This is a genomic window from Comamonas sp. MYb69 (assembly GCF_037479315.1).
GTDB lineage: Bacteria > Pseudomonadota > Gammaproteobacteria > Burkholderiales > Burkholderiaceae_C > Comamonas.
Genome location: NZ_JBBGZG010000002.1, coordinates 219,470 through 243,012, shown reverse-complemented (window position 1 = coordinate 243,012; position 23,543 = coordinate 219,470). Strand labels below are relative to the sequence as shown.

The window sequence follows — 23,543 nt, the reverse complement described above, 5'->3', positions numbered from 1 at the left end:
CACACATCCATTATTCAGGATAGGCGCGCAGATAGCCCAGCAGTTGGACGATGCGCGCCTTCGTCAGGCTGTTGCGGTACTCGCTGCGCGACAGCGCTGAGGAGCTGCCAAAGTCCTGGGCGTTCCAGGTGCCGTCGATAAAGGCGGCCTCGCTGGTCATAAAACTCAGCCAGTTGCGCTGCGCGGCGCGCAGCTTTTGCGCGCCGGTGGCGCCCACCTTGGCCATCAGCGCGCGGTAGGTCTGGTTCAGCTCCACATCGAGCTGCTTGGCATAGGCGCTGCTGGCACGCAGCATGTCTGCCGTCGCGTTCTGGTTGGCAACGGCGGCCTCCAGGGGCTGTATGCGCTGCTCAAACGCGGCCAGGCGGTCGGGGGCATCGGGGTTGTCCACGGCTATCGCGGCTGTCGATACCAATATGGCAGCGCCCAGGCAAGCGGCGCGCATCCATAGCCAGCGGGGCTGGCGGCGGTGGTTGAAGACCATGAACATCCTCCTGATGAGTGCTTAAAAAATGGGCAGCTGGCTCAATTGATTTCGCTGGCCGCAATTCCTGCATTGCCGGACTGCGGCGTCGCCGTGCCAGACGGCGTCGCCCGGCGCCAGACCATGCCGCCATCGGCCGTGGGCACGGGTTGGCCCACGGTACCGGATGACACCGGCGAGACGACCACACCGCGCTCAATCGGCGGTGGGTTGCCCGAGGGCTGGCCCTGCGGCGCGCTGGCGCTGCCGGGGAAGGCCGGGGCAGGAGAGGCGCTGGCCGGTGCCGAGTTGGACGGCACCGGGTTGGAGGGCGCACCAGGCACCACGACACCCGGTTGCGGCTGGCTCGGATCGGCCGGGCGCTGCGCAGGCATCTGCGGCTGTTGGGTGGCAGGGGGGATATTCTGAAAGCCGGGGAAGTCGCCGTCGCCACTCGGGCCGCGCGGGCCTGCGCCGCCCTGGCCGATGGGCCGGGCTTCGGGATCGTCGATGACGGGCGCATCACCGGGGTTGCCGCGATCGGGCAGCGGCTGCATCGCAGGCGGCTGCTCAAACGGATCGACCGGTTGCTTGTTGTCGCCAAAGCCCAGCATCCAGCTGCGCAGGCGCTGCACAAAGGTGTTGTTCTCGGCGGGCATCTCGAAGCGGGCCTGTGCCTGCACCAGCTTGGCGCGCTGCGATGCGGCGGCCACCTCGGCCACAACAGGCAGTGCACTGTGGGCGCCCTGGCCCCAGTAGTCGTTCAGCTGCACGCGGCTGTCGTTGAAGCCGACCCAGGCGCCGCCCACCCAGTCCGGGTGCGCCAGCATGAACCAGCCATCGGCATTGTCTTGCGTGGTGCCGGTCTTGCCCACCCAGTCGCCGCTGACACCATAGCGCGCCACGCCCCGGCCCGTGCCCTTGGTGATGACGCCGCGCATCATGTCGATCAAGGCGTAGGTCACGCCGCTGTCCAGTGCCAGCTCGGTCGTGGGTGGCTCAAACTCGGCCAGCACCTTGCCTTCGCGGTCGGTAATGCGGGTGACCATGACGGGCGCGCGGTAGCCGCCGCCATTGGCCAGGGTGGAATAGGCGGTCACCATCTCTTGTAAGGTGACCGGGCTGGTGCCCAGCGCCAGCGACATCACATCTTCGAGCTTGCTGTCACGCACACCCAGCGCCCGCGCCAGCTTGGCCACCTTGGCGGGCCCCACCTTGGCCATCACCTGGGCGGTGATGGTGTTCTTGGAATAGGCCAGGCCGTCGGCCAGGGTCATCGGTTGGTCAGAAGGCGGGCCGCCATCGGTGGGGCGCCAGAACTGCCCGCCGCCCAGCGGAATGCGCACGGCCTCGTCCATCAGCTGGTCGGTGGGCAGCGCGCCATCCTGCAGCGCTGCGCCATAGACAAAGGGCTTGAAGGTGGAGCCGGGCTGGCGGCGCGCTTGCGAAACATGGTCAAAGGGGTCGATGGCAAAGTCGCGGCTGCCGACCCAGGCCAGCACATGGGCGTTGCGCGGGTCCATGGCCATAAAGCCCACCTGCACGCGCACCTTGTCCTGGCGCAGATTGGTCATGAAGTCGGCATCGGCCAGCAGGCGCTGCAGCGCTTCGTCCTTGTCCTGGCCATCGGCCACGGCCTGGCGGTAGACGGCGCTTTCGCGCACAAAGCTTTGCACCAGCGGGTTCTTGGCCGTCCACTGGTTGCGGTTGCTCCACAGGCCATTGGCGGTCACCTGCAGCTGCCGGCCCTGGCGCACCACGGCCTGGTTGGCCCATTGCTGCACGCGCGAGTCGATGGTGGTCTGCACCACCAGGCCATCAGCATAGATGTTGTAGTCGTTGGCATCGGCCCATTCGATCAACCACTTGCGCAGCGCCTGCGCAAAATGCGGCGCCATGCCCACGGCCTCGTCCTGGCGCTCAAAATCCAGCTTGATGCCGCGTTTTTTGAGGGTCTCAAAATCCTGGTCGCTGAGCTTGCCGTGCTTGTTCATCTGCGCCAGCACGGTGTTGCGGCGCTGCTGGGCCCGCTCGGGGTTTTGCACGGGGTTGTAGTAGCTGGTGCCCTTGAGCATGCCGACCAGGGTCGCGGCCTCGAGCACGCTCAGCTTCTGGGCGGGCTTGTCAAAATAGGTACGCGCAGCCATCTCGATGCCAAAGGCATTGTAGAGAAAGGGCACGGTGTTGAGGTAGGTCTCCAGGATCTCGTCCTTGGTGTAGGCCGATTCGATCTTGTAGGCCGTCACGGCCTCCTTGAGCTTGCGGTTGAGCGAGCGGGCACGGCCGATTTCCTCGGGGAACATATTGCGCGCCAACTGCTGGGTGATGGTGGAGCCGCCCTGGGGCCGGCCCATCGCCGTGTGCAGCACCGAGCCAAAGGTACGGCGCCAATCGAGCGCGCCATGCTCATAAAAGCGGTGGTCTTCGGTCGCAATCAGCGCATTGATGACGTTGGGCGAAATGTCCTTGAGCGCCACCCATTCGCGGTTGGAGCGCTTGTACTGCGCCAGCACCTTGCCATCGGCCGACAGCAGCTGGGTGGGCGCCTCGACCTTGTTTTTCTGGATATCGCCGATCGAGGGGGTGAGCGGAATCAGCAGCAGCACATAGAGCAGCAGCAGCACCGGCAAGGCCGCGACTGCCAGCAGCCATTGCTTTTTGCTGCGCGCGGCCAGCCAGGGGCGCAGCCGCCGCGCCAGCCCGGGCAAGGCGCCCGCTGCGCGGCGCAAGGTGTTCATCAAACCGGAGAGAAGGGGGATCGCCATGGAAGGAGTCTGCAAAGCCTGGGCCGGCAGCGCGCTGTCCGCACCGCTGCCTTGGCCAAGGCGCCATTGTCGGGCAGCGGCAGTTTCCCCGCCTGTCGGCTGTGCAAAGCAGACTGCAAACCATGTAACAAATGTAGGGGGTGGCCAAAAGCTATAGAAATTGGATAAAGCCGGATTTCGAGCGTTTTGGCAGCATTAAATGGCAAGTTGCAGAAGGATATTGCCTGCAGGTCTTGCCACCCCAGCAACACCGCCCCCGTAGGCAAGCGCGGGGCAGGCCGGCATCACTCCATAAACCAGCCGTGGCTGACGATCATCGACTGCCCCGTCAGCGAATTGGTGGGAAAGGCTGCAAAGAAGAGCGCCACACGTGCCACATCGTCCACCGTGGTGAATTCGCCGTCGACGGTATCCTTGAGACATCGGCCTCGCTGATGCCCAGCTCCTTGGCCTGCTCGGGGATCTGCTTGTCCACCAGGGGCGTGCGCACATAACCGGGGCAGATCACATTGGCGCGCACACCTTGCGGGCCGCCTTCCTTGGCCACGACCTTGGCCAGGCCTTCGAGGCCATGCTTGGCCGTCACATAGGGCGCCTTGAGCTTGGAGGCTTCCTTGGAATGCACCGAGCCGGTGTAGATGATGCTGCCGCCACGGCCCTGCGCATACATGTGCTTGATGCAGGCACGGGTCGTGAGAAAGGCGCCATCGAGCTGGATGGCGAGCATCTTTTGCCACTCCTGCAACGTAAAGTCCTGCACCGGCTTGACGATCTGGATACCGGCATTGCTCACCAGGATATCAATGCCGCCATAGGCCTTGACCGCGGCTTCGACGGAGGCGTCGACCTGGTCTTCCTGGGTCACATCGACAGCCAGCCCCATGGCGGTACCGCCCTTGCTGGCAATATCCTGGGCCGCCGCCTCGGCCGCTTCCTGCTTCAGATCGGCGATCACCACCTTGGCGCCCTGCTGCGCATACAGATCGGCAATGGCCTTGCCAATGCCACTGGCGGCGCCCGTTACATAGGCCACCTTGCCTGCGAGTTGCTGAACCATTTCTTCGTCCTTTCGACCGGGAAAGCGGTCACAAATACCCAGTTTCGCGCTGCGCTGCAGCATGCTGCCGTAGGAGAGCAAGCCGTTTGCATGACAATCACCAAACCCTTGGCGCTGCCCCTGCCATCCACGTGCGCCAGGCGGCCCCCCGGTGCGAACCTCTACACTTGCGTTTTTGGCAGACTCTTCGAACAAGACCATGAACATCACCAAAGACTGCGCCGTCACCATCCAATACAAGGTGACCGATGCGCAAGGCAAACCGCTGGACAGCGGCAACCTCGCCTACCTGCATGGCGGCTATGAAAACATCTTCCCCAAGGTGGAAGCTGCATTTGAAGGCCAGGCCGTGGGCTTTAGCACCAGCGTGGATCTGGCGGTGGAAGATGCCTTTGGCGTGCGCGACGAGAGCCTCGTGCGCGTGATCCCCAAGAGCGAATTCCCACCGGGCGTGAAGGTGGGCGGCCAGCTGCGCGGCGCCAATGACCGCGGCGAGCCCCAGGCCTTCTACGTCAAGAAGATCAAGGGCCCGGAAGTGCACCTGGATGGCAACCACCCGCTCGCCGGCCTGGCGCTGCGCTTTAGCGGCAAGGTCGTCGATGTGCGCGCGGCCAGTGAAGAAGAGATTGCCCACCGCCATGTGCATGGCGCGCACGGCCACCACCATTGATACTGCCGCGCAGCGGGCCGGTGCAGTGCACGGCCCTCTTGGCGTTGTTGATCACCCCAGCGGCTCACGCAAAGGCCTTGCGTGCAGGCCGCTTTTTCATTGGAGCAACGACCCCATGACCACCCTGATCGAGCCCCGAACCGCCCGCCTGCAGCTGCGCCAATGGCAGCCGCAGGACAGGGAGGCCTTTGCCGCGATGACGGCGGACCCCGAGGTGATGCGCTACTTTCCCGCGCCGCTGACGCGGGCGCAGAGCGACGCGATGGCCGACCGCTGCGAGGCGCTGATGGCCGAGCGCGGCTGGGGCGTCTGGGCGGTGGAGCGGCTGGAGGACCAGCAATTCATCGGCATCGTCGGTCTGCATGTGCCCCAGGCCGAGCTGCCTTTTTCTCCCTGCGTCGAAATCATGTGGCGGCTGGCACGCCATGCCTGGCACCAGGGCCTGGCCACCGAGGCCGCGCAGGCAGCGCTCGCCGTGGGCTTTGGCCAGTTGCAGCTGGCTGAAATCGTCGCCTTCACCACCACCAGCAACCTGCCATCGCAGGCACTGATGCAGCGCCTGGGCATGGAGCGCGACCTGGCAGGCGATTTTGCGCACCCTGCCTTGCCTGAGGGCCACCCGCTGCAAGCCCATGTGCTGTATCGCTTGTCCGCTGCAAAATTTGCAGCAGCCTAGGCCTCGCACTGCGCGGCTGCGATGACCGGCCAATGGGGATGGCTTGCCGCGTTTCAAGCCAACCGCCGCCCTGCCCCGCCGTCCGATTGCACACCCAGCCGGCTGTAGGACGCTTGATCTTTCTCAGGGCTTTTACGCATATTGACCATGTCGCAGGCTTTGTTGCAGTTTTGCGAGTTAGGATGTGATCAACAAGGTGCCGCAAGGCGATGGCCTTCGCTGCATCCGGTTGCTATAGCTGGGCTGCCGCCCAGCATGTTCGAGAAAGGAGCACATCCATGCAAGTTCAAGTGCACGCTGGTGACAATGTTCAAGGCGGAGAATCCCTCTCCCAATGGGCACAAACCGAGGTACAAAACAAGCTTTCGCGCTTCCGCGAATATGTGACCCGGGTGGAGGTTTACCTCACCGATGTGGACGCCCTGAAAAACGGCGGCAAAGGCAAGCGCTGTGTGATGGAAACACGTGCCACCGGCCGCCAACCTTTGGCCGTCAATGCCGAGGCCGAAAAGGTCGCCGAAGCCTTCAACGCAGCACTGGAAAAACTGCACCGTGCTTTGGACACCGACATCGCCAAGATGCGCGACAAGAGCAACCGCGAAACCATTCGCACCGGCACCGACGAGGATGTCGAAGCCTAAGCGCTAAGACGGGCCAGCACCGCCCATCCTCCTGAGCAAAGCACCGCCTGGCGGTGCTTTTTTGCGTCTGAGGCTTGCTGTTTTCACGGCCTTTGTCCCAGCAGCTGCGTGGTTTGCAGCGCGGGAGACGCGCTGTAGGCAGCTGCAGCGCACCCGCTAGCGAGAGGCAGCCGCAAACCAGACGGACACGCAGTCAGCGCCGGGCTGGCTGGGTAAGCGCCCGTGCTGCGCATGCCTCGCAATCTGCATCCAGCGCCCAGCCGCCAGGGCAGGGGCACTTAGAGTCGCCAACACAACCCTTGATACGTCGTTACCTGGCCGGCCGCACCAAGCCTTGTCGTACGTCTGTACTGCCTGCGGCTTGGCGCCTAGTCGGGGACGCCTAGTCTCAACCGCAAACCTTCGGTTTGCTGGGTCGTTTTAGCGACTCTTATCACGCTTCAGCGCGCATCGCTGCGCTTGCACAAAACCCAGGGCAGAACGCAAGGCAGACATAGACCAGCGCCTGCGTCCCCCGCTGCTGGTACGCGCCTCCTCCAACGGCCCTCCGCCGTTCCACACCGCCCACCGAGCTGCAACAAGCTTGAACGCCCGGCCGCGCACAAGCCAATGCGGAATGGCGGGCATTCAAATCCGCTGAATGCCCCGCGCAGACCGGACGATCAGGTGCTCAAAAACCAGTGGATATCTTCATGCGTTCAATCGATGGATTCATGCACAAGTTATGCACATGTGACAAATTTCTCTGCCTTTTTCCGTTGGAAGAAAGATATCCACAGATCAATGCACTTCTTCCAACAGTGATTGTCAAGTGACGTCATCGCGTCAACTTAGCGATATCTGCTCCATATATCGCCAAATGGCTAGCAATTTTCAACAATCGTTCCGCGTTGCTGGCACGAGAGATCTCAACACCCATAGAGACTTATGCACAAATTTTTCCACAAATTTCTAGCTATTCTCGCCTATTTTTTAAGCAAGTCTATGGCTGAGTGTTATTCGTGCTTCCCTGTGCATAAATATGCAAATGACTTGTTTCAAACAACAAACAGCCTTTTTTTTGTGAATAACCAGACGATGCACGAGCCAGCTTATCCACAATGCATGCCGCAGATCTCCAATTAGGTGGAATTGTGGATAAATTCAGCACAAGCAGGTGTCTGTCGTTTTACCGCATAAGTCCTTTACTTATCCACAAATTTGCGCCATCGTAGAGGGAGGCTGTTTATGCCGCAATGTGCATAACTCTCAAGACACGAACTCTCATATCGTGAAATTTATCATGATATGGAAAATTATGCACAAGCGCATAAAGGATAACTTGTTGAAAAGACATGGCAGCTCTTCATCAATTTTGCATAAAAAATCAGCATTCAGCCATACAGCTCTGCACTCCATCGTTGCGGGTGATTTGAATTGACCCGATTCTGATTTCAGTTTATTTGAATCATTCAAATTGAAATTCTGGCTTTCTGGATGGCGGGTCAAAGCCGTGGTTCCGTTTCGTTTGAAATGCCGCAGGTCCCCATCGCCACACCAGAAGCCAGGCACTGGGCCAATGGCAGAAATTGACCCAGCACCATCTGTCGCTTCGCTCTGATATCAGAAGGCCCGCCCCGGATTTGCTTATTGGCTACCCATGGCGTTCGCCATAGCCGGTCGAGCCAAGGCATTGCGTGAACAGCCCAGGAATCTACGCCCACCACCCTTCGGAAAGCACGCCGACCGCGCCAAGCCTGGTGGGCCTGGCAAGTACCGTTGACTGCGTCGTTGGATCAACTGGAAAAGCCGGAGCGTAAAAGACGCTTACCGGGCTAGAGATCGGAGTGCAACCATGCTGACAACCAGCGAGCGCGGCAAGTTTTAACGCTGGATAGCGAACCCAGCGCGAGGCCCCGACGCCCATGCAAACGAGATGTCCACAGGCAAGAACAGCTCGGGGCGGCTGCGGCCGGCATGGTGGGGTGTGGGTCGTACAGATGCCAGCGCAGATGAGGCTGCAGCGCTGGTTTTGCACATGCAGATTTTTTGGCCTGGCAAACGTGGGTTTTGCTTAACAGCCGGCGCCTGGCAGATGGCGATGTGTGCCCAGCCTGTCCTTTAGATGTCTACAAGACATTGTTTTTATTCAATATTTTACTGAATCGACGCCCACCCCTCTCGACCCCTCATCCAAGCACTTCATAGCACACCCCAAAAGATCTGTGGATAACATGCGGAATAAGCCCACAACAACCCCTTATTTATCCACAATCAAACGCCAAATGGAGAACTTGTACTACTACCATGCACCGGAAATAGCGCCCCGTGTACACAGTGCAATAGCAAGGCAGCTATTTGTTTTATATGCATAAAAAACTTATCCACAGCTTTGATGGCAAATAGTTCAGACAGCTAAAGAAGCGGATTCCTGCCTAGGCCCTGTGGGCAATATTTGCGTGGCAGGCTTTCCTACGCACAGCAACGCAATCCGCACGGCCATTTTGTGCTGATGGCCGGGTATTTGTGGATAATTCATTATTTATCAATAGCTTGATTCAAATTCAAGCCTGCAGAATGACTGTGGATAATGAAGACGCACAAATCAACTTATCCACAGAAATATCCCATGAGTGCTACTTATCCACTTTGCAGTGACAACCATGGAGGGGTACCATCAACATGGTTAGAAAAATTTCAAGCAATTGAATGTTCTGGGCTTAATGCACTTATCCACAGATGGTGGCGCCCTTCTACTACTATCTACTATTCTTTTAAAGAAAATAAAAGAAAAACCAAAGGCAAGCTCGGCAAAGTTTCATATGTTGAAATTTTTCAGACTGTGAAATTTCAAAACGCTTTGCAAGAAGGGAGCGGGGCAGAGCAGCTCTCAAAATACGCAGCACATCACCTCAGAATCCCTCTCCCATTTGGATGAGGGCATCTCAGACCTTGGAGTGCTTGGTGGCAGCGCTGTTGCTCTGACCCAGAGCTCGATCACACAGAGAGGGTCCCTGTGCGCAAATGCACAGCCTTGCATAGGTGTTCGCTATACTTTTGGATAGGCGTGGCGAGTGCGGATGCCGCTTTGCAGGCATATGGCCGGATGAGAAGGCGGTATTGATTGGTGCCGCTGCCATCTCGGTGTCGCTGCGCAGTAGGGAACGCATCACAGCGGATTGCCAGGCCGGCCCTGCAGATCCGTCCACCAAGCTGCTGGAGGCTGCCCAGGCTTTGACTGGAGCTGGGTAGAGAGGGCGGAGGAGGGTTGGGAGTGGTTGGGGCCAAGGATGGCTTAAACCGTCTCTGCGGGCCGTGCATGGCCGTGTGAGCTTTCTACAGCCATGGTGTCTTCAGCACGCTTTGGTTGCGCAATGGATCAAGGACCTGGGCCCTCATTCGCCATAGCTGTGTTTTTATACAGTCTCTAGCATGGTTCCTTGCCGCAGCACCTCTGGCCTGTACCTCATTCCACTCTGCCAGCCTCTCAAGCGCCGCTAAGGCTGTCTAGAGCCCCGAACGGCGCATCCAGCCCATAACCCCTCATACAGGCAAAAAAATACCGCCAGACGGCGGTATGAAGGGGAAGAGGGGGGTTATGGGGCGATCAGAAGTGGCGCGCGTAGCGCAGCTGCACAAAGTTCTCGCCAGGGTTGGGGCGCTTGATCGAGGCGTTGGACAGATGCTCCAGACGAACCGACCATTCATTCTCGCGGCGCATGCCGGTGAAGTAGCCCACACCGATATGGGTGCCAAAATTGAAAGCGGTCGAGAAGCGCTTGTCGCGGCTTTCGTAGAGCTTGCTGGAGACATAACCGCCGAGGCCCGCTTCAACAAACCAGGGGTACTGGCTCTTGCTGTGAAAGCGCATCGTGGGCACGAGGCCGACCACCGCAATGGTGCGGCTGCCTTCTTGCTCCATGCGGTCGGAGTTCCAGGCGGACAGGCTCATGTCCCAGTGGGCGGTGACTGCATGGCCCCACCAATAGGTCTTCCAGTCCATCGGGATCGTGGAGCCAATGGTGACGCTGCGTGCGTCACGCTCTGCAACCCCAGCTTGCAAGTACAGGGTGGGGCTGTTGCGCTTGTCGGCAAACTGCGCTTGGGCAGAGGCACTCCAGACAGTCAGCGCGCACAAGCCGAGAGCGGAGAGGAGAGGGCGGTATTGCATTAAATAATGTTACACCTGGACTACAGGCACTTCTGTCAGCAAAAGCAGGATGTTGTCTGTATGCAACCGCTGACGCCGCCAAGGACATTGGCACGGACACAAAAAAGCGCAGCGTGTGAGGCTGCGCAGGAGGGGATGGAGAGGGCGATCCAAGGGTGCAGGAGCGCTCCGGCCTTATTTACTGTCCATCGGCGGAACAGTCTGTTTCGGATTTGGGCCTTGATGGCGCTGGCCATGCGGGCCCTTGCCGTCCGGGCCGCGTCCGCGGCGCTCATGCATCTTCAAGGTTTCTGCATCAAAGGTCTTTTGCTGCTCAGGCGTCAAGCTGGCATAGAAAGCCTTGGTGGCCTGGTTGCGCTGGTCCATTGCCGCCTGGTGTTTGGCATGCATGGCGGCCATCGCGTCAATGCGCTCCGGCGTGGTCATCTTGGCAAAGTCGGGGCGCTCAGGGCGGTCGCCCGGCGCTGGGCGCTGGGGCTTGACCGCTGCCATGTAGCTGGTCCAGCCGGCTTCCTGGCTGGCATTGAGCTTGAGCGAGGCCTTGAGTGTCTGCATGCGTTTGGCCATGTGGGCCTCGCGTGCTTCGGGGCCATGGGCCTTCTTGGCTGGGGCGGGGGCGCTTTGTGTGGTGGGGGCTGCTGCGGGGGCAGCCGGGGTTTGGGCGAAGCTGGAAACCGACAGGCTGGCCAGCATGGCGGTCACGATGGCGCTGCGTTGCAAGAGAGACATGGTGGTTCCTTTCCGGGTTGTGATGTCTTGTGCGATGTCTGCAGTGTCCGCCTGCCATGTAATAGCCCCGTCACTGGCCGGTATGGCTGTGTAAAGAATTAGCAATTTTGGTTGTTGGGCTGGGGATTGTGTGTGTTGCTGGCCCCCTGGGTCAACAAGTCCAAACCCCGGCTTTTTGCCCGCTGCATCGCTCTGGGGCGGGCCCGATTCGCGGCACAATGGACAGCAGATCAGTGCGGCACACCAGGGCCGCTTGTGTTTTTTAAAGGGCTGCTGCGCAAGACTGCAGCCCCCCAGAACAAAGGAATTGCATGTTCAAGAACATGATTTTTTACCGCATCTCCGAAACCTGGCAGCCGGATTTGGTCGCGCTGGATACGGCCTTGGCCAAGCAGCAGTTTGAGCAGTGCGGTGCCACCCAGGAAAAGTCCACCGGTTGGGTGCCTCCGCGCGGCGAGGAGCACGGCGCGATGGTCGAGTCGGTGGGCGGCCAGTGGATCTTGCGGCTGATGAGCGAGAGCAAGATGCTGCCCGCCAGCGTGCTCAACCGCAAGGTCGATGAAAAGCTCGCCCATATCGAAGCCCAGGAAGGCCGCAAGCCCGGCAAGAAGGAAAAGCAGGAGCTCAAGGACGAGTGCAAGCTCGATCTGCTGCCAATGGCCTTTACCAAGCAGGGCGGGCTGTGGATCTGGATTGATCCGCAGGCGCGCCTCCTGGTGCTGGACACCAGCAGCCAGGGCCGTGCCGACGAAGTGATCACGATGCTGGTGGAGGCATCGCCCGGCTTTGCCGTGGCACTGATCGACACCCAGAATAGCCCCCAGGGGGCGATGTCTGCCTGGCTGCACAGCTACGACGCGCCGGCGGGCTTTAGCATTGACCAGGAGTGCGAGCTCAAGAGCGCCGATGAATCCAAGGCCGTGGTGCGCTATGCCCGCCATCCGCTGGGCATCGACGAGATCCGCGAGCATATCGACCAGGGCAAGCTGCCCACCAAGCTGGCGCTGACCTGGGACGACCGGGTCAGCTTTGTGCTGACCGAGGGCCTGCAGCTCAAGAAGGTGGCCTTGCTCGATGTGGTGATGGAAGGGGCCAGTGAAGATGGCGGCTTTGATGCCGACGTAGCCATTGCCACCGGGGAGTTCAGCCAGCTGATTCCCGACCTGATCCAGGCGCTGGGCGGCGAAGGCCGCACCGAACTGGGCCAGCTGCCCGACCGGGGCGACAAACCCGCCGCAGCGGCCCGGGAAGGGGCTGCAGCGCCCGCCAAGCCGATCAGCCAGGGGGTAGGCGCTGCCAAGCCATTCCAGGCGTCTGGCAAGCCTGGCGGCATGCAGACCGGCCCCAAATCGGCACCGGTGGACCAGGATCCGGACTCCAGCCCTTTCTGATCTGGGCCAACCACAGAAACGACAACGCGCTCCAGGAGCGCGTTTTTTATGCCTGTGCAATGCTTGGACAGGGCTTTAGTGCTTGCAGCAGCTGGCTGCGTCAGGGTCAGCATGCGGGTCGGACAGGCTGTCCAGAATAGGGCAGTCCGGGCGCTGGTCGCCGTGGCAGCTGTGCACCAGCGCCTGCAGCGAGCGCTCCATCGCCTTCATCGCGGCAATGCGCTCGCGCAAGGCGCCAATATGCTTTTGCGCAATCTCCTTGACCGAGCTGCTGGCGCGCTGCTTGTCGTGCCAGAGATTGAGCAGGTTCTCGATCTCCTCCATCGAGAAGCCCAGATCGCGGCTGCGGCGGATGAAGGAGAGCGTATGCACATCGGACTGGGTATACAGCCGGTAGCCGCTGTCGGTTCGGTGCACATGGGGCAGCAGGTTCAGCGACTCATAGTGGCGCGCCATGCGCGCAGAAATACCCGCCAGCTGGGCTGCCTGGCTGATGGACACCGGCCAGGCGATGGACTGCTCAGCGGCAGGCTTGCGTGACGGGCTGGCCATGCTTACTGGACCTGGTAGCCTTCGGCCGCAATGGCCGCTGCGATCTTGTCAGCGGGCTGGCTGGACTCGACCACCACCTTGCCTTGGGCGCGGTCGATCGCTACCTTGGCCTGGGCGTCGAGCTGCTGCACAGCCTGGGTGACGGCACGCTCGCAGTGGCCGCAGGTCATGCCTTGGACTTGGAAGGTGTTTTGCATCAGAGTTTCCTTTTCCTGTGGTTGATGGCCTGATCTTGAAAGCTGACACGGTGTGAAGGTCAAGAGCAGGGTCTTTCGCCAGGAACAAGCCATCAGAACTGCACCGGCCCGGATGTGTTTCACGTGAAACAGCATTCCTGGGCCGAAGCTGCGCTTACTGCTTTTCGTCTGCGATGGCCTTCTGCACCGATGGGCGAGCGCCCACGCGCTGCAGGAAACCAGCCAGGTTCTGAAGGCCGCTGATGTCGACTCCGACAAACTTGCTCCAGCCGCAGACGGTGAACAGGTAGGCGTCCGCCACGCTAAAGTCCGCGCCCATCAGGAATTCCTTGCCGGCCAGCTGCGCATCCACCCAGGTCAGGCGCTTAAGCACTTGTCCACGGGCCATGTCCTTGACGGTGTCGGGCATATTGGGGTTGAACAGCGGCGAGAAGCCCTTGTGGATCTCGGTGCCGATAAAGCCCAGCCACTCTTGCAGCTGGTAGCGCTCGAAGGTGCCGTTGGCGGGAGCCAGCTTGGAGGCTGGCGCCTGGTCGGCGATGTACTGCACGATGGCCGGGCCTTCACGCAGGCGCTGGCCATTGTCCAGCTCCAGCACCGGCACATAGCCCAGCGGGTTGATCGTGTAGAAGTCGGTGCCGTCCTTGAGCTGGTGGGTCTTGGTGCTGGCCATCTCCAGGGTGAAAGGCAGACCGGCTTCCAGCAGGGCGATATGGGGCGACAGCGAACAGGCGCCGGGAGAGAAATACAGCTTCATCAACAAATCTCCAGTGAAAGGTGAAAGCCAAACCATGCTATCTCTTTTGACAAAGCTTTGCAGCCAGGTGGCTGCGGCGCAATAACACGGCTGACCGCGTGTAAACCCCCAAGTCATTAAAATAGCGGGCAAAACCGACTATTCGCCATTCTGTCAAAGGGCTGCAGAAGGGCATGACTGCATGCAAGGCAGCTGCCTTGCGAGCCCTGGAACGAGGCCGTATGAGCCAAACCCCCTATACCTATCCGCAAGAATTTGATGTCATCGTTGTCGGTGGCGGCCATGCCGGCACCGAGGCAGCGCTGGCCGCTGCCCGCATGGGCAGCAAGACGCTGCTGCTGACCCACAATATTGAAACCCTGGGCCAGATGAGCTGCAACCCCAGCATTGGCGGCATTGGCAAAGGCCATCTCGTCAAGGAAGTGGATGCACTGGGCGGCGCCATGGCGCTGGCCACCGACAAGGGTGGCATCCAGTTCCGCATCCTCAACAGCTCCAAGGGCCCGGCCGTGCGCGCCACCCGTGCCCAGGCCGACCGCATCCTGTACAAGGCAGCAATCCGCGAGACACTGGAGAACCAGCCCAACCTCTGGTTGTTCCAGCAAGCGGTCGATGACCTGATGGTGGAGGGCGACCGCGTGGTGGGCGCCGTCACCCAGGTGGGTATCCGTTTTCGCAGCCGCACCGTGGTGCTGACGGCGGGCACCTTTTTGGACGGCAAGATCCATGTGGGCCTGAACCACTATGCTGCCGGCCGTGCCGGTGATCCGCCAGCGGTCAGCCTGTCGGCGCGTCTCAAAGAGCTGAAGCTGCCCCAGGGGCGCCTGAAGACCGGCACCCCGCCGCGCATCGATGGCCGCTCGATCGACTTCAGCCAGTGTGAGACCCAGCCGGGCGACGGCATGCCCGGCGGCGTCAACGAAGGCCAGCTGCCGGTGTTCAGCTTCATGGGCAATGCAGAGATGCACCCGGCGCAGATGCCTTGCTACATCACCCACACCAATGCGCGCACGCACGAGATCATCCGCAGCGGCTTTGACCGCAGCCCGATGTTCACCGGCAAGATCGAAGGGGTAGGGCCGCGCTACTGCCCAAGCGTGGAAGACAAGATCAACCGCTTTGCCGACAAGGAAAGCCACCAGATCTTTCTGGAGCCCGAAGGCCTGACCACCCACGAGTACTACCCCAACGGCATCTCGACCAGCCTGCCGTTCGACGTGCAGTACGAACTGGTGCGCAGCATGAAGGGCCTGGAGAACGCCCACATCCTGCGCCCGGGCTATGCGATCGAGTACGACTACTTCGACCCGCGCTCCTTGAAGAACAGCTTTGAGACCAAGCAGATCCAGGGCCTGTTCTTTGCCGGCCAGATCAATGGCACGACCGGCTACGAAGAAGCGGCAGCCCAAGGCCTGTTTGCCGGCCTGAACGCCGCACTGCAATGCCGGGGCGAAGGCCCCTGGACGCCGCGCCGCGATGAAGCCTACCTGGGCGTGCTGGTCGATGACCTGATCACCAAGGGCGTGACCGAGCCCTACCGCATGTTCACCAGCCGGGCAGAGTTCCGCCTGCAGCTGCGTGAAGACAATGCCGACATGCGCCTGACCGAAGAGGGGCGCAAAATGGGCCTGGTTGACGATGCACGCTGGGATGCCTTCAGCCGCAAGCGCGATGCTGTTTCACGTGAAACAGAACGCCTCAAGGCCACCTGGGTGAACCCACGCATCGTCGCTGCGCAAGAAGCCGAACGTGTACTGGGCAAGGCCATGGAGCGGGAGTACAACCTGTTCGATCTGCTGCGCCGCCCTGGTGTGGACTACGCCACCTTGATGAGCATGAACGAAGGCGCCTACCAGACCAGCGACGTTTCACGTGAAACACTGGGTGCACTGAGCGAGTCCGTGGTTGAGCAGGTGGAGATCGGTGCCAAGTACTCGGGCTATATCGACCGCCAAAAGGACGAAGTGGAGCGCGCAGCCCATTACGAGAAACTGCGCCTGCCCGCCGAGCTGGACTATATGCAGGTAACGGCACTGTCGTTTGAGGTGCGCCAGAAGCTGCAGACCCACCGCCCCGAAACCCTGGGCCAGGCATCGCGTATTTCCGGTGTCACGCCCGCTGCCATTTCCTTGCTGATGGTTCACCTGAAAAAAGGTGGCTTCAAAGGCTTCAGCACTGCACAAGAGGTAACGACTGCATGAGCGCACCATTGGAAGTCCCACTGCGTGACGGCGTACAACAACTGGGCCTGTCGCTGAGCGATGAGCAAATTGCTCAGCTGATGGCGTTTCTGGATCTGCTGCAGAAGTGGAACAAGGTCTACAACCTGACCTCGGTGCGTGACCCGCAGGAGATGCTGACCCACCATTTGCTCGACAGCCTGGCGGCGGTGCCGCCGCTGGTGCGCCATCTGGAGGGGGTTGGCCTGCCAGCCCCCAAGCTGCTCGATGTCGGCTCGGGTGGCGGTCTGCCCGCTGTGGTGTTCGCCATCTGCCTGCCGCAGCTGGATGTGAGCTGCGTGGATACCGTGGGCAAGAAGGTGGCCTTTATCCAGCAAGCGACTGCCGCGCTGCGCCTGCGCAACCTGCATGGCATCCAGTCGCGCGTCGAGCAGCTGAGCCAGCAGTACGACGTGGTCAGCTGCCGTGCCTTTGCCGCCTTGCAGGATTTCACCGCCTGGTCGGCCCAGACCTTGAAGGCCGATGGCATCTGGCTGGCGATGAAGGCCAAGCGGCCTGACGACGAGCTGGCGCTGTTGCCCGCCTCGGTGCAGGTGCTGAACATCGAGCCGCTTCAGGTGCCCGGGCTCGATGCCGAGCGCTGCATTGTCTGGATGCGGCAGCAGGCGGCATAGCGCTGCATTGCGGATCGCAGGCCGCGTCACCTCGACCATCTACCAGCCCCGATTTTTCGGGGCTTTTTGCTGACGCTTGCGCCGGTAACAACGCGCTTTTGCTGGCTTGCAAGCAGGGCCGTCGTTTACACTCAAAGTTTCCATCGCAGAGGCGGCACATGTTTGGCATTTCTGACTATGGTGCATTTGTCTTCGCCGTGCTCCTGTTCTTGATGATTCCCGGGCCCGGTAACCTGGCGCTGATCACCTCCACGGGCAAGGGCGGCATCCAGGCTGGTCTGGCCGTATGCGCGGGCTGCATGGCCGCTGACCAGGTGCTGATGTGGCTGGCCGTTGCCGGCGTGGCCGCGGTGATGAGCGCGTACCCGGCAGCCTTTCAGGCGGTGCAGTGGCTGGGCGCAGCCTACCTGGCCTGGATTGGCTACAAGCTGATAACAGCCCGACCTGGCGACCAGCCGGTCATCAAGATTGCGCCCCGGCATTATTTCAGGCAAGGCTTTCTCATCACCATGATGAATCCCAAGGCCATCGTGTTCTACATGGCGTTCTTCCCGCTGTTTGTTGATCCGGCCACCCACCGGGGCCTGCCCACTTTTGCAGTGATGGCAGCGACCGTTGCGGTGATCAGCCTGGCCTATTGCACGGTCGTGGTGCTGCTCACCAGGATGCTGGCCGAGCGCCTGCGCGCCAATCCGGCCCTGGTCAAATGGCTGGAGAAAACGGCGGGTGTGTTTTTGATTGGTTTTGGCCTTAAGCTGGCCCTGACCAAATAAGTTAGTGGACAAGCGAGTTCTCATGGCAAAAATTTTCTGTATCGCCAACCAAAAAGGCGGCGTCGGCAAGACCACCACCGCAGTTAATCTGGCGGCCGGTCTGGCCAAGATCAAGCAGCGTGTGCTGCTGGTTGACCTGGATCCCCAGGGCAATGCCACCATGGGCTCGGGCATCGACAAGCGCGCACTGGAGACCTCGGTCTACGACGTGCTGCTCGAATCGAGCACCATCAAGGAGGCGGCTGTCCATTCCGAGCGCTGCGGCTACTGGGTGCTGGGCGCCAACCGCGAGCTGTCGGGCGCCGAGGTGGAGCTGGTCGAGCTCGAGCGCCGTGAAAAGCGCCTCAAGGCCGCGCTGGAGGCGAGCGACGCCGACTTTGACTTTGTGCTCATCGACTGCCCGCCCAGCCTGTCCATGCTCACCTTGAACGGCCTGTGCTCGGCCCATGGCGTGATCGTGCCGATGCAGTGCGAGTACTTTGCGCTCGAAGGCCTGACCGACCTGGTCAACACCATCAAGCAGGTGCATGCCAACCTGAACCGCGATCTGGAGATCATCGGGCTGCTGCGGGTCATGTTCGACCCGCGCATCACCTTGCAGCAGCAGGTGAGCGACCAGCTGCGCGAGCATTTCGGCGACAAGGTGTTCGACACGGTGATTCCCCGCAATGTGCGCCTGGCCGAAGCCCCCAGCTACGGCCTGCCCGGCGTCGTGTTCGACCCGGCCGCCAAGGGCAGCAAGGCCTTTGTCGAGTTCGCCAAAGAGATGGTCAAGCGCATCAAACGCATGAAGTGACAGCCGGCCCCGCCGCTGCCCGACCGACCTCCGCTGCCTGGCATGCGGAGGTCTTTTTCATGGCGGCCTGCGCGCTGCGGGCGCCCGCGTTGCGTATGGCAAGCATTCGGGCACAATAAGGGTTTGCATTTCTTTGAAACAGCGCAGTACGGTGGCGCTTTTTTGCTATTAAAAAATGAGCATTGAATCCTCGTCCATCAAGCTGCTGCCGGGGTGGCAAAACAGCGGGCCGGGCCATTGGCAAACGGTGTGGGAGCAGCAACTGGGGTATGAGCGCGTGCAGCAGCACGACTGGATGCACCCCAAACGCGGTGACTGGACGGCGCGCCTGCAGGATGTGGTGCTGGATGCGCCCCAGCCCGTGGTGCTGGTTGCCCACAGCCTGGGCTGCATTCTGACGGCCTGGTGGGCCGCGCATTCGCCCCAGGCGGCCAGCAAGGTGCGCGGCGCGCTGCTGGTGGCACCGGGCGATGTCGAGCGCGCCGACCTGGCCGAACAGATCCCTGGCTGGTCGCCGATCGCGCTGCAAAAACTGCCCTTTCCCGCCATCTTGGTGGGCAGCCAAAACGACCCCTATTGCAGCGCCGAGCGCGCGCAGTGGCTGGCCAGCAATTGGGGCGCGCGCTGGGTGGACCAGGGCGCCTGCGGCCATATCAATGCCGAATCGGGGCTGGGCGACTGGCCGCTGGGCCAGGCGCTGCTGGCCGAGCTGATGGCCGAACCAACAAAGGTGAATTAAGACATGGTTACCAAGAAACCCAAGGGTCTGGGACGCGGCCTCGAAGCACTGCTGGGCCCCAAGGTCGAGGACGCTGCGCCCGCCAGCGACGACAAGGGCCAGCTGCCCCACCAGTTGCGGCTCGATGACATGGTGCCCGGCGTCTACCAGCCGCGCACGCGCATGGACGAGGGCGCGCTGTACGAGCTGGCCGAAAGCATCAAGGCCCAGGGCATCATGCAGCCCATCCTGGTGCGCAAGCTGGCCTCGGGCGACCACGCCGGCAAGTACGAAATCATCGCCGGCGAACGGCGCTTTCGCGCCGCGCGTATCGCCGGGCTGGCCGAGGTGCCGGTGCTGGTCCGTGATGTGCCGGACGAGTCGGCCGCGGCGATGGCGCTGATCGAGAACATCCAGCGCGAAGACCTCAACCCGCTGGAAGAGGCCCAGGGCCTCTCGCGCCTGGTGGGTGAGTTCCAGATGACGCATGAGCAGGCCGCGCAGGCGGTGGGCCGCTCGCGCTCGGCAGCGTCCAACCTGCTGCGCCTGCTGAACCTGGCCGAACCCGTGCAAACCATGCTGATGGCAGGGGATCTGGACATGGGCCACGCGCGTGCCTTGCTGGCGCTGGACCGCGCCGCGCAGATCACCGCCGCCAACCAGATCAATGCCCGCAAACTGAGCGTGCGCGAGGCCGAGAGCCTGGTCAAAAAGGTCAGTGCCGAGTTCTCGGGCGAAACGCCGGTCAAGGCCAAACCAGCGAAATCGCGCGATTTGAAGCGCGTCGAAGAAGAGCTGTCAGACCTGTTGATGGCTGAAGTGGAAGTGCGCGTGAAAAAGCGCGTCAAACGCGCCGGCAAACTCGAAGAGATGGGGGAATTGGTAATCCAGTTTGGTTCACTGGATGCCCTGAATGGATTGATTGATAAATTACGTGGATAATGCACCGGCCATGTGCTGCACGTCGTGATTTGGGTGACATTTACTAACAACTTCGCCTAAGAGCAGACAACGCTCCGCCGAGGTTCCTGGAAGCAGGTGATTCCCGTGTCAGCAGCGCAAAGCAAAAATACGAAATCGAAGTAATCGAGCCTGGGAGGAATTCCGGGCTCGCTTTGAATGAACAACTGAATGATTTGCGGGAGAGCGACATGAAAAAGGCAGCATTGGCGGCACTGGCCGTCTTGGCATTGGCAGGCTGCGAAAGCACCGGTATGAAGCTGGGCGGCGGCACCAACAACATGGTGACCGGTGGCGCAGCAGGGGGCAGCAGCCAGGGCGAAAACAGCCAACTCGAAAAATGTGATTCGCCCGTGGGTACCGTGTCCCTGGTCGAGAACCAGCAAGCGGGCTGGTACACCATTTTGCGCAACGAATACCGCCTGCCACCAACCGCCAATCTGCTGCGCGTGCTGATCCAGCAATCGAACTGCTTTGTGGTGGTGGAGCGCAGCGCTGCCGGCATGAACGCGATGAACCGCGAGCGCGCGATGATGGACAACGGCGAAATGCGCAAGGGCAGCAATTTCGGCAAGGGCCAGGTCGTCGCATCGGACTACGGTCTGACGCCTGAGGTGACCTTCAGCGAAGACAATGCCGGCGGCTTTGGCGCGGCGCTGGGCGGCATCCTGGGCGGCCGTGGCGGCAGCGCGGTGGCCGGAGTGGCTGCCAGCAGCAAGACCCGTGAAGCCTCGGCCATGCTGACCCTGGTGGACAACCGCTCGGGCGTGCAGGTGTCCTCGTCGACCGGTAACGCCAGCAAGACCGACTGGGGTGGCTTTGGCACCTTGTTCGGTGGCGCAGCCGGTGCCGGCATGGGTGGCTACTCCAACACCTCGCAAGGCAAGGTCGTGTCGGCCGCTTTCGTCGATGCCTACAACCAGATGGTGCAGGCGCTGCGCAACTACAGCGCGCAATCCGTCAAGGGCCAGGGCCTGGGCGGTGGCGGTCGCCTGGGTGTGGATGGCGCTGCAGCGCCCAGCCAGACCTCGGCACCTGGCGCCAAGACCAATGTGCGCCTGAGCATGAAGCAAGCGCAGCAGCGCCTCAACGAGCTGGGCTACGATGTGGGCACCCCCGATGGCGCCTCCGGCCCACGCACGCAGAACGCGCTGCGCTCCTTCCAGCAGGACCAGGGCCTGTCGGTGACGGGGCGCCTGGACCAGGCCACGATGCGCCAGCTGGCGGAATAAACCTTCTGCGTTGATCGCAGCCTTGCCAGGCCACCGATCCGCCGCATGACCCGCCGCTCACCCCGGCGGGTTTTTTCATGCCCTGTCGATGGCCTCGTCGATATCGGCAGGCGGCTGGGTTTCCATGAACTCCTCGATGTCGCAGCGCAGCTGCAGCTCCCGGGCCAGCAGCTTGTGCAGCTGGCGCGGATCGATGGGCTTGTGCATCAAGGTCGCCCCCAGGCTGTTGGCCATCTGCAGCCGTTTGGGGGCCGTGTCGCCGGTCAGGATCACGTAGTGGGGCGGCATCTGCTGCCAGGGCAGATGCTCGGCCGTGGCATCGCGCACGGCCATGACGACCATGCTGCCGTCCTCGGTGGCCGACAGGCGCAGGTCGGTCAGCACCACATCGAAGGGCTTGCTGTTGCTCTCCTGCATGTGGTCGATCAGGCGCCGCACCTGGTCCACATTGGCCGCGCTCATCACCTGGCAATGCCATTGCTCGAGCATGCTGGCCAGCCCCACGCGCACCAGTGGCTCGTCATCGACCACCAGCACCTTGAGGCCGTGCAGCGACGAGTAGTCGCCATCGTCGGGCTGCTCCCACAGGCCGGTGACCAGGCCATAGCCGCCGGCAGGCACGGCCTCGGCCATCAGGCTGACGCGGAACACGCTGCCGCGCCCCGGGATCGATGACAGCGCGACCTTCACATTCAGGATATCGGCCAGCTCGCGCACGATCGCCAGCCCCAGCCCCAGGCCCTTGGTGCCCATGTGCTGGTCTTCGGCCACCTGGCGGAACTTCTGAAAGATCAGGTCGTGGTGTTCGTCATCGATGCCCACGCCGGTATCCCAGACCTCGATCACGCGCTGCAGGCCGCGTTTGCGCACCCCCAGCAGCACGCCACCGTGGTCGGTGTAGCGCAGCGCGTTGGACACCAGGTTGCGCAGCAGCATAAAGAGCAGCGACTGGTCGGTGTAGATCCAGTCTTCGCTGTCGCGCACGCGGAAGACCAGGTTCTTGGCATCGGCCTGCGGGCCAAACTCCTTCTCCAGCCGGCGCAAGAAGCCGGCAATGGCCACCGGCTGGAACTTGGGGTCCAGCACGCCGGCCTCGATGCGCGAGTAATCCATCAAGGTGTCGAGCATCTCGCGGCTGGCCGATAGCGCAGCGCGTGCGTGTTCGAGCACCACCGCCTGCTGGCTGTTGAGGCCCGAGCCGCGCAAGGTCTCCAGAAACAGGTTGAGCGCCTGCACCGGCTGGCGCAGGTCATGGCTGGCGCCGGCCAGAAAGCGGTTCTTGGCCCGCACCGCGTTCTGGGCCGAGCGGGCATGGTCGCTCAGATGTTTCTTGTACGACGCAATGGCCCGGCCCAGCTGGTCGATCTCGTCGCCCCACTGCTGGGGCACGGCGTAGATGCCGCCAAACTCGTCATTGCTGACCTCGCGGCGCAGCGCCACCAGGCGGCGCGAGACCGAGGCATGCATGTAGATGCCCGCCATCGCCACGCACAGGATCAGCACGGCCACCAGCCAGTTCAGGTTGGTCTGCTGCGCGGCCACATCGCGCGAGAGCTGCACGCTGCGCTCGTTGAGCTGGCGCCGCAGGTCGGCCGCAGCGCGGCTGGCCAGCAAGGACATGTCGGTGGCCAGCATCTGGTTCTCGGCCACCAGGTGGAAGACGGCGCGGTCATCGAGGCCATGCTGCGCGGGCTGAAAGATTGCCTGGCTCAGCTGCTGCACATTGGCGTTGAGCGCATTGCGCTTGGACTGCATCAGCGGGTCGATCGCGCCATCGAGCCGCGTCTGCGTCATCTCGCCGAGCAGCTTGTCGAGCCAGCCCATGCGGTCGGTCAGCTCCACCATGTTCAGCCGCCGCTCGCCCATGTCATTGGTGATGGCGACCAGGCGCGCATAGCTGCCGATCATCTCGCTTTGCTGCATCACGCGCGTGCTGGCAATGAGCTGCTCCATCTCCACGCTGGACAGCTGCTGCAGGGCCTGGTTGGTGCGGCGCAGGCCCTGCAAGGTCAAGGCAAACACCACGGCAATGCCCACGGCCAGAATCACCAGCATCAGCAAGATGCGCGAGGTCACCGACATCGGAAAGCTGCGCTTGTCCGGTGCGGCCTGCGCGGCAGGCGCTGCTGGTGGTGATGGGCTGTTTGCCATAGGGTCTGCCA

The 23,543-nt window shown here is 61.8% G+C and carries 20 protein-coding genes and 1 pseudogene; 12 read left to right on the top strand and 9 right to left on the bottom strand.

Annotated features, from left to right (window positions below; genetic code table 11):
- Positions 1 to 10: 10 nt before the first annotated feature.
- The 3 genes and pseudogenes from WH303_RS03235 to WH303_RS03225 all read right to left on the bottom strand — a co-directional run bounded on the left by WH303_RS03235 (position 11) and on the right by WH303_RS03225 (position 4,285).
- Complete coding sequence (locus tag WH303_RS03235) at positions 11 to 484, bottom strand: lysozyme inhibitor LprI family protein (protein WP_339516975.1); 474 nt, start codon at positions 482 to 484, stop codon at positions 11 to 13.
- Positions 485 to 525: 41 nt separating this feature from the next.
- Entirely contained in the window at positions 526 to 3,201 is a 2,676-nt protein-coding gene (locus tag WH303_RS03230) for a transglycosylase domain-containing protein (protein ID WP_445228252.1), read from the bottom strand.
- 311 nt (positions 3,202 to 3,512) lie between these two features.
- A pseudogene (locus WH303_RS03225) lies at positions 3,513 to 4,285 on the bottom strand (3-hydroxybutyrate dehydrogenase).
- Between the two features lie 199 nt (positions 4,286 to 4,484).
- On the opposite strand from WH303_RS03225, the gene WH303_RS03220 reads away from it, so the two are divergent.
- From WH303_RS03220 to WH303_RS03205, 4 genes are all read left to right on the top strand, one after another.
- Positions 4,485 to 4,955 carry an FKBP-type peptidyl-prolyl cis-trans isomerase gene (locus WH303_RS03220; RefSeq protein WP_021027176.1) on the top strand — a complete coding sequence of 157 codons (471 nt, stop codon included), beginning with the start codon at positions 4,485 to 4,487 and terminating at the stop codon, positions 4,953 to 4,955.
- Between the two features lie 115 nt (positions 4,956 to 5,070).
- A complete protein-coding gene (locus WH303_RS03215) occupies positions 5,071 to 5,631 on the top strand; it encodes a GNAT family N-acetyltransferase (RefSeq protein WP_339516973.1) in 561 nt (186 codons plus the stop codon).
- A gap of 278 nt (positions 5,632 to 5,909) precedes the next feature.
- Positions 5,910 to 6,272: an HPF/RaiA family ribosome-associated protein gene (locus tag WH303_RS03210; protein ID WP_021027174.1), complete on the top strand. Its 363-nt coding sequence runs from the start codon at positions 5,910 to 5,912 to the stop codon at positions 6,270 to 6,272.
- Between the two features lie 2,608 nt (positions 6,273 to 8,880).
- Positions 8,881 to 9,189, top strand: a complete 309-nt coding sequence (locus WH303_RS03205; RefSeq protein WP_339516970.1) for a hypothetical protein — start codon at positions 8,881 to 8,883, stop codon at positions 9,187 to 9,189.
- A gap of 669 nt (positions 9,190 to 9,858) precedes the next feature.
- Here the strand turns inward: WH303_RS03205 and WH303_RS03200 are convergent.
- On the bottom strand, positions 9,859 to 10,389 hold the full coding sequence (locus tag WH303_RS03200) for an acyloxyacyl hydrolase (RefSeq protein WP_312987206.1): 531 nt from the start codon (positions 10,387 to 10,389) through the stop codon (positions 9,859 to 9,861).
- Positions 10,390 to 10,596: 207 nt separating this feature from the next.
- Positions 10,597 to 11,151 carry a Spy/CpxP family protein refolding chaperone gene (locus WH303_RS03195; RefSeq protein WP_339516967.1) on the bottom strand — a complete coding sequence of 185 codons (555 nt, stop codon included), beginning with the start codon at positions 11,149 to 11,151 and terminating at the stop codon, positions 10,597 to 10,599.
- Positions 11,152 to 11,462: 311 nt separating this feature from the next.
- Between WH303_RS03195 and WH303_RS03190 the strand changes: the two genes are divergently transcribed.
- The gene (locus WH303_RS03190; RefSeq protein WP_339516966.1) at positions 11,463 to 12,542 is read left to right on the top strand and encodes a recombination-associated protein RdgC; all 1,080 of its coding nucleotides are present in this window, start codon (positions 11,463 to 11,465) and stop codon (positions 12,540 to 12,542) included.
- 75 nt (positions 12,543 to 12,617) lie between these two features.
- Here WH303_RS03190 and cueR read toward each other — a convergent pair whose 3' ends face one another.
- The 3 genes from cueR to gstA form a co-directional block, all read right to left on the bottom strand.
- A complete protein-coding gene (gene cueR, locus WH303_RS03185) occupies positions 12,618 to 13,094 on the bottom strand; it encodes a Cu(I)-responsive transcriptional regulator (protein WP_339516965.1) in 477 nt (158 codons plus the stop codon).
- 2 nt (positions 13,095 to 13,096) lie between these two features.
- The gene (locus tag WH303_RS03180) at positions 13,097 to 13,291 is read right to left on the bottom strand and encodes a heavy-metal-associated domain-containing protein (protein ID WP_021027169.1); all 195 of its coding nucleotides are present in this window, start codon (positions 13,289 to 13,291) and stop codon (positions 13,097 to 13,099) included.
- A 154-nt stretch (positions 13,292 to 13,445) separates the two neighbouring features.
- Positions 13,446 to 14,048, bottom strand: a complete 603-nt coding sequence (gene gstA, locus WH303_RS03175) for a glutathione transferase GstA (protein ID WP_339516962.1) — start codon at positions 14,046 to 14,048, stop codon at positions 13,446 to 13,448.
- Between the two features lie 221 nt (positions 14,049 to 14,269).
- Here gstA and mnmG point away from each other — a divergent pair, with 221 nt between their 5' ends.
- From mnmG to WH303_RS03140, 7 genes are all read left to right on the top strand, one after another.
- Complete coding sequence (mnmG, locus tag WH303_RS03170; RefSeq protein WP_339516960.1) at positions 14,270 to 16,249, top strand: tRNA uridine-5-carboxymethylaminomethyl(34) synthesis enzyme MnmG; 1,980 nt, start codon at positions 14,270 to 14,272, stop codon at positions 16,247 to 16,249.
- Positions 16,246 to 16,902, top strand: a complete 657-nt coding sequence (rsmG, locus tag WH303_RS03165) for a 16S rRNA (guanine(527)-N(7))-methyltransferase RsmG (RefSeq protein WP_339516958.1) — start codon at positions 16,246 to 16,248, stop codon at positions 16,900 to 16,902. The genes mnmG and rsmG overlap by 4 nt, the downstream gene beginning before the upstream one ends.
- A gap of 158 nt (positions 16,903 to 17,060) precedes the next feature.
- Positions 17,061 to 17,675 (top strand): LysE family translocator, encoded by a 615-nt coding sequence (locus tag WH303_RS03160; RefSeq protein ID WP_021027165.1) that lies wholly within the window; start codon positions 17,061 to 17,063, stop codon positions 17,673 to 17,675.
- 22 nt (positions 17,676 to 17,697) lie between these two features.
- The gene (locus WH303_RS03155) at positions 17,698 to 18,471 is read left to right on the top strand and encodes a ParA family protein (protein ID WP_021027164.1); all 774 of its coding nucleotides are present in this window, start codon (positions 17,698 to 17,700) and stop codon (positions 18,469 to 18,471) included.
- A gap of 175 nt (positions 18,472 to 18,646) precedes the next feature.
- Entirely contained in the window at positions 18,647 to 19,210 is a 564-nt protein-coding gene (locus WH303_RS03150) for an RBBP9/YdeN family alpha/beta hydrolase (protein WP_445228250.1), read from the top strand.
- A gap of 3 nt (positions 19,211 to 19,213) precedes the next feature.
- Complete coding sequence (locus WH303_RS03145) at positions 19,214 to 20,131, top strand: ParB/RepB/Spo0J family partition protein (protein WP_021027162.1); 918 nt, start codon at positions 19,214 to 19,216, stop codon at positions 20,129 to 20,131.
- 209 nt (positions 20,132 to 20,340) lie between these two features.
- Complete coding sequence (locus WH303_RS03140) at positions 20,341 to 21,381, top strand: peptidoglycan-binding protein (RefSeq protein ID WP_021027161.1); 1,041 nt, start codon at positions 20,341 to 20,343, stop codon at positions 21,379 to 21,381.
- A 75-nt stretch (positions 21,382 to 21,456) separates the two neighbouring features.
- Here the strand turns inward: WH303_RS03140 and WH303_RS03135 are convergent, their stop codons facing one another.
- Positions 21,457 to 23,532 carry an ATP-binding response regulator gene (locus tag WH303_RS03135; protein ID WP_339516952.1) on the bottom strand — a complete coding sequence of 692 codons (2,076 nt, stop codon included), beginning with the start codon at positions 23,530 to 23,532 and terminating at the stop codon, positions 21,457 to 21,459.
- Positions 23,533 to 23,543: the final 11 nt, after the last annotated feature.